The sequence below is a fragment of the Leisingera sp. ANG-Vp genome (genome assembly GCF_000813725.1).
GTDB lineage: Bacteria > Pseudomonadota > Alphaproteobacteria > Rhodobacterales > Rhodobacteraceae > Leisingera.
Genome location: NZ_JWLD01000051.1, coordinates 15834 through 27977, shown reverse-complemented (window position 1 = coordinate 27977; position 12144 = coordinate 15834). Strand labels below are relative to the sequence as shown.

The following is a 12144-nucleotide window of genomic DNA, read 5'->3' as shown; positions in this document are numbered from 1 at the left end:
TCATGCCTCCCCGCCCCCATGATGCGTCACATCTGCCCGGCGCAGTTTCTTTTGCGGCAGCATTCCCCGCAGGCCGGTCAGTTCGCGCAGCTCATCCTCCAGCTTGAGCAGCCAGTAGGCGCCGCTGCCCCGCGGCACTCCTCGCACGCGCCGGACCTGAAATGAGCCTGTTTCGAAGTCTTTCAGGAAATGCGTCCTGCGGCCGAATTCCACCCGCGCGGGCTGCCCCCTCGCAATCAGCTGCTGCAGACCCTGGTACAAGCTGGCGCGGCCCGGAGCCATGCCGGCATAGGCTTCGTCGAACTCGGAAAACACACTGTACCACGTGTCCTTGCAGCGTACCGCGCAGAAAGAGGCGATATCGGCGTTTTCAGCCCGGATCAGGACCAGACTGCCGTTGTCCCGGCCCGCAAAACGCCTCCACAGATCGGCCAGGAAGACATCGCCGCCGTGCAGGGCAGCGATACCGGTCCCCGTGCGCTGCTTCCACGAACGCCCGGACAGAGCCAGCATCCGCTGCACCGGCTCCTCCGCCTCCGACAGAAAGGCTTCAACTTCTGCACCCGCCCGCTGCAATTCGCGGCTGCTAACTCGGACCTTCTTGCGAAACGACCGGCTGCGGCTCTGGCAGTAGCTGTCCCAATCGCAAAGGTTCTCGGCAATCGAGGCGCCCTGCGCCCGGTCCTGCCAAAGATCCAGCCCGCCCAGACGCAGACAGCGGGTGGTAAAGGCATCGCGGGTGCACAGCCGGAAGGTGGGCAGCTCGATCCCGCCCCTGGGAGCTTCGCGGCAGACCGCCTCCAGCAGTGCCCGTAAAGTGTCGCGGCTGGTGGCCAGAAACTCGAAGAAGCCGGTGTAGCTGCAGACCCAGCCGGACAGAACCCGCGGGCGGTAGAGCGGCAGCAGCTTGCTGAACCGCTTGCGGATCAGGCACATCGGCGCCGCCGCCACCATGTCCCTGCCCTGCCAGATGGTGACAATCCGCAGCGCCTCCGGCGGCCCGAAACCCGCCTGCTGCGCCGCCAGCCAGTCAAAGGAAGAATAAAGCCGCCCGCGGCAGTTGTCGTGCATCGCCCGCCAGTCCGCCTCCCGCGCCGCCAGATCCGCCCAGCTGGTCAGCACCTGGACCTCCAGCGCCGCCTTAGGGGCGCCGCGGATGGCAGCGCAGTTATTCATCGGCCATCCTCCGGGCCGGCGCCCAGCGCACGCTGCGCACCCCTGCCATCGCCCGCAGGATGCCAAAGCCCATCGCCGCATGGCCCATCACGAAGAACCGGCACAGCCCCGATCCCGGCAGCCGTGCCAGCAGCGGCAGCAGCAGCGAACCGGCGCCGGTGCCATAGACGGCCAGCTGCGCCAGCAGGGCTGCGGTATACATGCCGCCATGCTCTGCCGCTGCCGCCACACTCAGCACCAGCATCACCGGCAGCAGGAATGCCACCAGCCGCCGCAGCCCTTTGTGAAACATCAGCTGCAGCGCATAGAGCCCGTAGCGGCCAGGGTTCATCAGATGCCGCATCCGTATCAGGCCCCGCCAGCCGCGTTCAGTCGAGCGCACGCGCCGCATGAACTCGTCGCCGGTATGGCTGGTGACCGCTTCCTGTGCCACCGCGCGCGGTTCAAACACCAGGCGGCGGTGCTGCGCCGGGGCCTGCACAGAGATATAGAAATCATCCGCCACGTCGCCGGGCACCCGGTCCGGCACCAGCCGCCGCCGCATGGCATACAGCGTGCCTTGCGCCGAGACCGCCCCGCCAAGCCGGTTTTCCGCCGCCTTGAGGCCGGAGTCATAGGACCAGAACAGCCGCTCTGCCCGCGCCAGCCAGCCGCCGCGTCCCTGACGGCGCTGCGGCTGCAGCCGGCCGCAGACACCGCCGGTCCCGGCCTGGGAGAACGGCGCCAACAGATGGCGCAAAGCACCTGGCGCCAGCATGCTGTTGGCATCCGAGAAGATCACGACATCCGCCTCGATCCGGGCCAGCCCGGCGGTCAGCGCCTGGGCTTTGCCCCCATGCTCCGGGGTCTGAAAGGCGCGGATGCGCGGGCTGTTCAGCGACAGCGCCTGCTCCAGCGTGGCGTCCTCCGACCCGTCCGAGACCACCAGAACGTCCACCCAATGCGGCCCGCAGTCCTGCGCCAGAATGGTTTCCAGCTTGGCGCGGATCGCAGCGGCCTCGTTGCGGGCGGCAATCAGCACCGTCGCCCGCAGCGGCTGTTCGGGCGGCAGCGGCGCACGGCGGCCGGCGACGGCTGCCAGCAAGCACCAAAGCAGCCCGTACCCGGCCAGCGAAAACAGGATCAGCCCGGCGCATATCCAGAACAGCAGGATCATTCCGCCGCCCTCCCCATCGCCGCCGCAGAATGGGCACGGAACAGATTGAACTGACGCTGCGCATTGACCGCCAGCGAAAATTCCTCTTCCACCAGCGCCCGCCCCTGCCTGGCAATCGCATAGGCGCCGCCCGGATCGGCATGCACGGCCTCCAGCGCATAAAGCAGCTCAGGCACCGAGCCCGGCTCGATCAAAAAGCCGGTCTGGCCGGGGCGGATCAGTTCGGGAATGCCGGACACATTGGTCGAGATCACCGGCCGCTGGAAAGCCAGCCCCTCGATCGCCACATTCGGGATGCCCTCGGTGCGCCCTGAGGGTCCGATCACCGACGGCGCCGCAATCACATTGGCGCTTTCAAAAAGCTTGCTGACCGCTGCAAAATCCTGCTTGCCCAGAAAAGACACCCGGCCGCCCAGGCCCAGATCTGCTGCCAGGCCTTCCAGCGCTTCGCGCTCGGGCCCGTCGCCTGCCAGCGAGCAGCGCCACTCCGGGATTTCCAGCGCCGCCAGCGCCCGCAGCAGCAGGTCTACGCCTTTGCGCACCTGCAGCGAGCCCACATAGACCACATGGAACGGCCCTTTCTGCGGCGGCGGCCCCAGCTGCGGAATGGCTTTCACATCAACGCTGGAGTGGATCACCTGGATTTCTTCGCCCCGCAGGCCGCGCACATGGCTGGCCAGGAAGTCGCGCCCGTAGTTGCTGATGGTGCGCACGAAAGACGCCTCGCCCAGCTTTTCGGCCAGCAGGCGCTGGGTGCGGAAAATGTCATGCGCCCGGCAGCTCACAGAATAGGGGATGCCGGTCAGCCGGTGGATCACCCAGGCGGCGGTGGCCGGGTGGCCTGCAAACTCTGCGTGCACATGGTCGGCGCCCCACTCCGTCAGTTCGCGGGCGATAGCGCTGGCTGCAACCGACACCACGGCGGATTTTCCCGCCAGCACCGGTTTGCCGCCCTGCTGCGCCCCGATCAGAGCCAGCGGTCCGGCCATGCTGCCCAGCCGCGACCCAAAGCTGGCCAGGGTGCGGGGGCTTACCAGCCCGACATGCCTCGCGATGGCCCTAGTTGGCTTGGCAAAATCATGCAGCACTTCCGACGTGTTGAACGGCGCCAGATGGTACAGCCGCACCTCGGCGCCGAACTCGATGAACTTCATCACATCGCGCAGGATGAAGGTTTCGGTGAATTTCGGATATTCCGTGACGATCACCGCCAGCCGCATGTCAGAGTCCCCCATCTCCGCTGCCCGCCTGGCCCCTCCTTGATGGGCCGTTGTCTGCTGTTCCGCTGCCGGAGCCTTCCCCAAGGCTGAGATGCCGTGCCGCCACGCACAGCGCGGGCAGGATCCACATAAATTTAGTGTCCTCGTTGGGCATGAACAGCGACGCGATCAAAAAAGCGGCAAAGCCATAGGCCAGTGCCTTGGCAAAGACCGACAGTCCAGGGATCCCGGCCCGCGCGGTCTGCAGTGCGGCTTTCATGGCGCTGAGCATCACGCCAAGGAAGAGCGCCAGGCCGATCAGCCCCAGCTCGGCTGCGACTTCCAGGTAGCTGTTGTGCAGCTGCCGCGGTGCCGGTTCGCGCCCGGGATACCAGCGGAATTCGTCGCCCGCGTAGAATTGCGGATAATTGCCGGGGCCGACGCCGAATACCGGGTTCTCCCACAACAGCTGCAGGCCGATCAGATTGTAGGAAAACCGCCGCAGCAGGGTCCGGTCCGAGCCCTGTTCGAAAATCGTGCCCATCCGTTCCCAATAGACTTCGGGCACAAAGGGCATCGCGGCGGCGGCGGCGGCGGCCATTGCAAACAGCAGCAGCGGGAACATCCGGTGCCCCCGGTTCCGCCACATGTAGACCACTGCGATCAGCGCCAGCGCAATCGCTGCCGAGCGCGCCAGCGTCAGCACCAGACCGGCAGTCCCGATCAATACCACAGCGCCGCTGAACCAGCGCAAAGGCTTGTGTTCAAAAAACAAAACCGCAGCAATTACGACGGTGCACAGCAGCATATGCGCCGCCGTTGTCGGATTGTAATTGGAAGCGCCGGCACTGCGGGCCTTTCCTTCGAACTGGGCAGTGGTTGCGGCCGCCTCGGTGGCGACCAGCCGCACCCCCAGGAAGCTTTCGGCCAGCACAAACAGACCCGAAACCAGCCCGGTGCCAACCAGGATCCAGACCAAGCAGCGCAGGCGGCGCGGCGTGTCGGCCATCGCAACGATCAGGAAGAACAGCACAATCACGCTGGCGAACCCGATAACATGGTCTTTGCCTGCACTGGGGTATTCGCAGGTGAGGAAGGAAATCCCCAGCCAGAGCAGGAACAGCATCACTAGTGACTTTGTGCGGCTGCGAGGGCCCAGCCGCAAGTGCCGCGGCTTGCGGTAGCCTTTCAGCAGCAGCCCGCCCAGCGCGGCAACGGTCAGCAGCTTGAAAGCCGAAAGCGGCAGCGCCTTCGAGAGGATGCTGGCAAGTGCATCGAGATGCGCAAAGGTGACCAGCAGTGTCAGTGCTGCAAAGGGATTAAGGGTGACCAGCCCGCCCACGGCAAGGCCCGGCACCAGCGCGGCACCCATTTTCGGCGAGGCCAGCGAAAAGGCGATCAGCAGCAGTGCCAGAAAGCCGAGGATGCCGGTCAGCAGCAGGTATCCGGTCAGCCGCCAGATCATGCCGTCCGCGCCCCCCGGCGCTGCTGCCTGCGCTGAGGGCGCAGGTTCAGTCGCTTGTGCAACGCTTTGCTCAGGCTCGCGGCCAGGATCAGCAGGTACCAGTAGTGGTTGCCCTGAAAGCAGCGCACGGTGGCACGGAAGTGCCAGGCATCAAGCCGCGCGCTGCGAAACCCTGCTGCGTTTTCCCCCGCGTGCACCCGGCTGATCACTGCCGGGTCCTCACCCTCGCGGTTGCTGCCATTGCCTGCGGTGGAGGCCAAGTAGCCCTCTTCCGCAGCAATGCGGCGAGCCAGGCCCGAGGTCCGGTTCTGCGGCCAGCAGAACAGGTCAGGCACCTTGCCCAGGCGGGCCTTGAACTCGGTGCGGCAGCGGGCCAGTTCGGCGCCGACACGGGCTGCATATTCCGCCTCGCTCTCAAACCGCCCCCCGGTGAAGGCCGGAGCGGCCAGCGCCGCGTCGCTTTCCGGGATTGCAGTCCCCGCGGGAACAGCAGGCGGTTTTTCGGCCCTGTACCAGTCGTGCTTGCTGCCGCGCATGGCGGCCCATTGCATCCAGGCATGGCGTTTCCAATTGCCCCGTGTAAGCCGGCCAACCGCGTGCGGGCCGACCGGAACCCGGATGTGGTTGATCCCATGCGGCTGCACATCAAACACCTTGTCCGGCCCGGGCTGGTCCAGTGCCCGGATCTCCCCCCAGCTGAGATACCCATCCCAGCGGGACGGCCATGGAGTGTCGTCCAGGCTTTGCGGCGCAGGGCGCTCCGGGGCGGCGAATTCCAGCGAAACAAACAGGGTCGCGCACATGCCATGGCGGCGCAGGATCGGCGCCGCCGCAACCCAATTGTCGAGATACCCGTCATCGAAGTGCAAAAGCACTGTCCCCGCGGGCACCGGATCGCCGGCCCTGCGGCGGCGGATGAAGGTGGCGCTGTCCATCGCCGTGCAGCCCATCTGCCGCAACAGCGCCAGCTGGCGGTCCAGGGTTTCCGGCCGCACAGAAGTCTCGGATGCCCAGGGCAGCCAGGACGCGTCCGCGCTGACGCTGTGCCAGGTGAGGCAGGGCACCCCGCCCGGCCGCCGCATCCAGCCATCGGCGATCCACAGCCAGCCCGCCAGCGCCGGCAGGACGCTCCAGCGCGGCCATGCCCCCGCTGGGACAGCCAGCCAGAACAGCAGGATCGCGGCAACCCCACAGGCCCAGATCAAAAGCGCCCGGCGCCGTTCAGCCTTGCGGCCAGTCCGGCCAGGGCCGCTGCTGTATCCTCTGCGCGCCGCCGCGCGGCAGCTGGTTAGGGATGTCTTATGCCCCCGCACACCCAGGTAACCTCCTGTCAGCCTTTCAAAAACACGCCAAAGATATTCGCCACCCCTTGCTCGCGCAGCCGCGCGGCCGTACCCTGCAACGCCTCCTCAGTGGCGCCGCCGGGGCGGATGCCGATCACCACCCAGTTGAAACCGCAGGCTTTGCTCATTGAGAAGCTTTCGGCGCCGCCGCCAAGGTCGGTCACCTTGACGCCATTGGTCGGCGCAGCGCCGGCCCGCCCGCCCAGCGGGCGGCCAAGCTGGATCACCGGCTGGCTGCCGCGGCCGCCGGGCACCGCCTGCAAAGCAGCGCCGCCCGCCTGGCCTTGCACCGCGGTTTCACTGTCCTCAAGGCGCCTCACCTTGAGCTTCTGCCAGCCTTTGAGGCGGCGCAGAGCAACCTCGATCACTGCGGTCAGGCGGCGGCATTCCTCATCGCTGCCCAGCGCGGTTACGGCGCCTTGGCAGGGCATGGCGTTGCACTGCAAATTCATCATTTTGGCCAGCTCGGCCAGCTTGGCACGTTTCGGCCGCCTCAGCGGCAGAGTGCCCAGGGCACGCGGGCCAAACAGGCGCTGCAGGTCGCTTTCGGTTTTGATGGTGCTGGAGAAAGTGTCGGCGCTGATCACAAGAAAAGCCGAGACCATCACCCATCCGACGATGGAAAACACAGTGAAAACAATCACCTTTGGAAAACTGGGATAGACTGGCTCTACCGCCGGATCGATCACCCGCATCATCGAAAAATTGTTGGCGCGGGCCAGCCGCAGTGCGTTGATCTGATCCTCCAGTTCGGTGAAATTGCTATCGCCCTTGGCAATCTCCTGGCGCAAGGCGGCCTCCAGCTGGCGCGAGGCTGCGTCGGCCTGGGCCCGCAGATGCGCCACATATTCCTCGGCCAGCAGATTGGCGGCCAGCGCGGCGATCTCCGGCTTATCCCAGGTCACCTTGATCTGCATGATGTAAGTGCCTTCGACCATCTCGACCCCGATGGCGTCCTGCAGCGTCAGCACCGCATCGGTCAGCGGGTCCTGCACCACGTGCTTGCCCGAGTTCAGCGTGTTGTAGATGCGGCGGAAATTGCGGCGGAAGCTGGTGAACCGCTGGGCAACCTGCTGCTTCAGGCCCGGTGCCTTCTCTGTTTCCACGATCTCAGCTGCAGCCGGCGGCTGGCTGGGCTGCAGTTCGCGCGTCAGCCGGTCCACGGTCTTGGCGGCGATCTCGCGGCTGAGCAGGTATTCGACGTGGGTCTGGGTCAGCAGATTGGCCGGGTTGATGGTCGTGGAGCGCACAAAGGTCTGGCTATAGGCCAGTTCGGTCTGGGTCGGCAGCAGCGAGACCTTGGCAGAGCTGGTGTAGAGCGGCGCCACATAGAGGAAAAGAGTGCTGAGCGCTGCGGTGCCGCCGACCAGAGCCAGAAAGGCCACCAGGATCAGCCCCCGGTAATACAGCAGCAACTGCCGGTAATGCGCGGTCATGGCTGCGTCCCCCCCAGAGTGCGGCATTGCCGGACTGGCGAGGCTGGATGCCCTGTCCAGCGCCCTTTGGCTCCAGCACGGGCGGCTGCCCCCCGCTGCCGCCCGTGCCAAGTCATGAGGAAATCACCGAAGACTGAAGCAAATACCTCTCGACAAAATGCCGGGCGGCAAGAGAGGTGGTTGAATAAGTGGCAAAGTTGGCAAAGCCGCTTTTGCCGATGCCAACCGGCTCACTGTGTTCGATTCTGGCCCGCACCTTGAGGCGGCAGACCCGGCCGGACCGGCGCTTGCGGGTCAGCATCACGAAATGCTCGCCTTGTGGAAAGGGCCTGGTCGAGATGAATTGCAGCACTTCGTCGGAAATGCCGCAGATGGCGCCGATGTGGGTGCTGTTGCCCTCGTCAAGCTCGACCCGGCTGTCGGGCGGGCAGTTGAAACCGGCCCGCAGCCACCTGTGCTCGGCCAGCGGCCGGAACTGGGCGGTGAGGCCGGAGACAGCAAGCCGGATAGATTTGCGCAGCACGCAGAAGCCGACGTAGGCGAGAAAGCTGAAGGCAGCGCCGTAACGGATCGGGGTGCGGCAGCACATGCGGTTGAAGCGGGCGCGCAGGGCTTTGGGGGTCTCATGGGTCATCAGCGCCTGGGCGAACCCGACCAGCCCGGGACGGATGCGGAAGCGCTCCTCATAGCCGGGCGCCTCCTTGCGGTAGACCTCTTCGATTTCGGGGCGGATCGGACGCGGCCCGAAGAACACCATGTCACCGCGTAGGATGTTGAACAACTGCGGCAGTTCATCCAGCCGCGAGCGGCGCAGGTAGATGCCGATGCGGGTCTCCGTCATCGAGCGGCGCGGCAGGGTCCGGTCTCGGGTGACGGTGCCGGCCTTGAAGCTGAGAGTGCGGAACTTGAAGATGCTGAATACCTTGCGGTCCTTGCCGAGCCGCGGCCCGGCATAGAACACCGGCCCCCGCACCAGTACCTTTTGCAGCATGATTATCAACAGCATAAGCGGGCTGACCAGCGGCAGCAGCAAAAGAGCCAGGCCGCGGTTGAGAATGGCATCGAAAAGCGGGTTTCCAGGAGCGTAGCCAGTGCGCAGTTCGGCACCGCTCAGCAGCCCGCGCGGTGCTGCCTCGGCGCGGCACGCCCCGGCGTCCGGCCCGGCATCCAGCCTGTTTGCTGTTTCCGGCCAGTCTCCGGTTCTTGGGCGGCTCTGCAGCCTGTCCTGCGGTCCCTCGTTCACTCTCCCAAGCGGCCTGGCCGCTGAAACGGCTGGCCTGGACGGCACAGATCTTTCGCCATTTATAGATTTCGCGCCATCAGCCCCCCCGGCTGATCCGCGAACAAAAGCCCGGTTCATTGTATCCCCCTATACAATTCCCAGTATTTACGAATGCATTTCGCAAGCCAATTCACCGCGCTTTCAACAATAGCCCGGCAACAGCTGCGTCATCCCCCGCATACGATGGAACGGAACAGGGTGATTCGTGTCAATTGGCCAAGCGGCATACGCCGAAGGAGTTACCACCACATAAGCCACTGAAATAATGCAATACATTAGAACCTCCATTCTCTTGCGCATGGCGCCCGGAGCAAGCTTTCGAAAAAGTGATGCATTTTAATGGCCGCCCCGGGGAAGGGCGCTAATCTGAATAGTTGGAACAGATTTTTGAGGACGCCGGAAAGCGCAGCGCATGAAACAGAATGGAACCCTGCGCAGCATTATTTCGGTGACTTTCTGGAAATCCATCGGGATGGCGCTAAGCCTGGCAATTGCGCTGGCAATTGCCAATCTTTTTGGTGCCGGGGCGTCTTCGGACGCATTCTTCCTGGCCCGCCGCGTGGTCTCAAACATTGCAGCCGGGCTGGAGCGGACGCTTCAGTTTCTGCAGGTGCCTCCTATGGTGCGGATGGCTGAAACCGAAGGGCTGCAGGTCCTGGCCAGGCACTTGCGCAAACGCAGCTGGCAGATTCTGCTGGCGGCGGCGGTGCTCTGCGCCGCCGCTTTTGTTTTTGCCCCGGCGCTGACCCGACTGCTGGCGCCCGGCTTCAGCGCAGAGCAGCATGCAAATGCCACTGTGTACCTGCGGATCCTGCTGGCGGTGCTGCCGTTGTCGGCGGCCACTGCCCTGTCCGGCGCAGTGCTGAATGCGCTGCGGCTGTTCCGGCTGCCGGTGATTGCGCGGCTGCTGCCGCGGGCTTGCGCCGCGGCAGCGCTGGCGCTGGTGCCGGTCTTTGCCTTCGGGCTGGGTGCGGTGGCGTTGGCGATTGCGGCAGGCACCGTGGCGATGGCCTGTTTCTTTGCGGTCTGCATCCGCCGTGCTCTGGCACAGGAGTGGACGCCGCAGCCGGACAGCAGCGGCCAGCAGCTGCCCTATTCGCGCAGCCGGATCTGGGCCATGCTGCTGGCGCAGTTTCACCTGTTTGGCGCCGGCTGGATCGACATGGCTATGGCCTCGCTCACCGGTGCGGGCAGCGTCGCTACACTGGAGTTTGCCCAGCGCATGACCAACATGGCGCCGGGCGTGGTGACCAGCAGCGTGATCATTGTCTACTACACCGAATTTGCCAGCCACCTGGCCCGCGGCCGCCAAGAAGCCTTCCGCAAGAGCGTGCAGGATGCGGTACGGGCGACGCTGCTGTTTGTGATGCCCGCCGCCGTGGTGCTGTTCATGCTGAACCGCCCGGCGGTCTCGGTGCTGCTGGGGCATGGTGCCTTTGAGCCCTGGGCTGTGGAGCAAACTGCCAGCATTATTGCGCTGCTGGCGCCGCTATTAGTGGTGAACGCCTTGCTGGGGACGCTGGCATCCGCACTGTTTGCCGATCCCAGGGCGCCGCATCTGAAAATCATCTTCACCGGTATCGCGGTGTCTCTGGCGGTGCGGGTGGGATTGAATTGGCTGCTGCTGCCGGTCCTTGGCGTGCTGGCGGTACCGCTGGCCTCCCTGGCGGCGATGTCTGCCCTGCTGATCGTTCTCTATGTTCGGCTAGTGCAGGCCATCGGCGCCCCGGTGCGGCTGCGCGAGGCGGGATCCTTTGCCGCCATGGCGCTGGCCTCTGCCGCGGCGGCGGCGGCGGTCTGGATGGTGCAAGCGGCAGCGGCCCGGGAGCTGGCCGGCCGGCTCGAAATGCTGTCGGTCGCGGTTCTGTCCGCTGTTTGCGGCGCTCTTGTCTTTGCCGCGGTGGCAACGGTGCTGAAGGTGCCGGAGCTGGCCCGCGTCCGCGGAATACTGCGCAAGGCAATCCGGCGGGGCACCGCATGAGCCCTGACGTCCTGATCCGGAAATCACCGCCGCTTCAGCTGAGAATGCACGGCGCCGCGCTGCCGTTTCCGTTCGACAGTGCAAATGCCCATCTGACCCGCAACGGCCGCTTTGCCATCCGCGAGGGGCTGCGGGCACTGGAGCTGCCCAAAGGCGCGGCAGTACTGCTGCCGGCCTGGCACTGCGGCTCGGAGGCCGATGCCGTACTGGCAGCCGGGCTGCAGGTGGCGCTCTACCGGCTGAACCCGGATCTGAGCGCAGATCTGGAGAATGTAGCGCAGCAGTTGGCCAAGGGCGGCATCGCGGCGGTCTATGCGATCCATTACTTCGGCTACGGCCAGCCGGCTGAAGCGCTGCTGGAGCTGGCCCGGGCACATGGCGCGGTGCTGATCGAGGATGTGGCGCTGGGGTTGTTTTCCTGTACGCAGAACGCAGTGCCGCTGGGCAGCCAGGGCGATATGTCGGTGTTCAGCCTGGTCAAGACACTGCCGCTGCCGGAGGGCGGCGCGTTGTGGCTGCGCAAGCCTCAGCCCCGGGCGCTGGCGCGGCTGCAGCCGCCGCCGCTGCGGGCGGTGCTGGCTGGTTTCAAAGGGGTGATGCGGCGGACCCTTGCAGCATCGGCGCCAGCTATCGCGTCCTCTCCTGATCCGCGGCAGCTGGAATGCTGGCACAGCCGGGCTGGGATTACACCGATGGATATGGGCGGGCGGATGTCCTTGCTGACCCGGCTGCTGCTGCGCGGCACCGATGCGGCCGCCGTCAAAGCCGCACACCGGCGCAACTATGAGACACTGCAGGCGAGTGTGCCGCGCCGGGCGGGAATGCGCCCCTTGCTGCCGGACTTACCAGTTGGCGCCTGTCCTGCGTTCTTTCCGCTTTTCACGCCAGACGCCGACCGTGTTCATCATCGATTGCAAGCAGCCGGCATCCAGTCGGTGCGGTTCTGGCGGCAGTTTCATCCGGCTGTGGATTTGACGGAACATCCCGGCGCCCAAGACCTGAAACGCTCTGTGCTGCGGCTGCCGGTGCATGCCGGGCTGGTCCCTGCAGATATGCAGCGGATCTGCGAAGCGCTCCATCAAGCAGTTGCATGAGCAGAAGACAAA

9 protein-coding genes are annotated in these 12144 nt (G+C 65.5%); 2 read left to right on the top strand and 7 right to left on the bottom strand.

Going from position 1 to position 12144, the window contains the following annotated elements:
• From RA20_RS16875 to RA20_RS24735, 7 genes are all read right to left on the bottom strand, one after another.
• A complete protein-coding gene (locus RA20_RS16875; protein WP_039131321.1) occupies positions 1 to 1176 on the bottom strand; it encodes a GNAT family N-acetyltransferase in 1176 nt (391 codons plus the stop codon).
• Complete coding sequence (locus tag RA20_RS16870) at positions 1169 to 2332, bottom strand: glycosyltransferase (RefSeq protein WP_039131317.1); 1164 nt, start codon at positions 2330 to 2332, stop codon at positions 1169 to 1171. Before RA20_RS16870 ends, RA20_RS16875 begins: the two co-directional genes overlap by 8 nt.
• On the bottom strand, positions 2329 to 3567 hold the full coding sequence (locus RA20_RS16865) for a glycosyltransferase (RefSeq protein ID WP_241482275.1): 1239 nt from the start codon (positions 3565 to 3567) through the stop codon (positions 2329 to 2331). The genes RA20_RS16870 and RA20_RS16865 overlap by 4 nt, the downstream gene beginning before the upstream one ends.
• Positions 3554 to 4996: an O-antigen ligase family protein gene (locus RA20_RS16860; RefSeq protein ID WP_039131312.1), complete on the bottom strand. Its 1443-nt coding sequence runs from the start codon at positions 4994 to 4996 to the stop codon at positions 3554 to 3556. The genes RA20_RS16865 and RA20_RS16860 overlap by 14 nt, the downstream gene beginning before the upstream one ends.
• The gene (locus RA20_RS24740; RefSeq protein WP_052249041.1) at positions 4993 to 6201 is read right to left on the bottom strand and encodes a polysaccharide deacetylase family protein; all 1209 of its coding nucleotides are present in this window, start codon (positions 6199 to 6201) and stop codon (positions 4993 to 4995) included. The genes RA20_RS16860 and RA20_RS24740 overlap by 4 nt, the downstream gene beginning before the upstream one ends.
• Before the next feature lie 125 nt (positions 6202 to 6326).
• A complete protein-coding gene (locus RA20_RS16850) occupies positions 6327 to 7775 on the bottom strand; it encodes a hypothetical protein (protein ID WP_039131309.1) in 1449 nt (482 codons plus the stop codon).
• 112 nt (positions 7776 to 7887) lie between these two features.
• The gene (locus tag RA20_RS24735; RefSeq protein ID WP_052249040.1) at positions 7888 to 9018 is read right to left on the bottom strand and encodes a sugar transferase; all 1131 of its coding nucleotides are present in this window, start codon (positions 9016 to 9018) and stop codon (positions 7888 to 7890) included.
• Between the two features lie 451 nt (positions 9019 to 9469).
• Between RA20_RS24735 and murJ the strand changes: the two genes are divergently transcribed.
• Complete coding sequence (gene murJ / locus RA20_RS16840) at positions 9470 to 11038, top strand: murein biosynthesis integral membrane protein MurJ (protein WP_039131307.1); 1569 nt, start codon at positions 9470 to 9472, stop codon at positions 11036 to 11038.
• Entirely contained in the window at positions 11035 to 12132 is a 1098-nt protein-coding gene (locus RA20_RS16835) for a DegT/DnrJ/EryC1/StrS family aminotransferase (RefSeq protein ID WP_039131305.1), read from the top strand. The genes murJ and RA20_RS16835 overlap by 4 nt, the downstream gene beginning before the upstream one ends.
• The last annotated feature ends 12 nt before the right edge of the window (positions 12133 to 12144 follow it).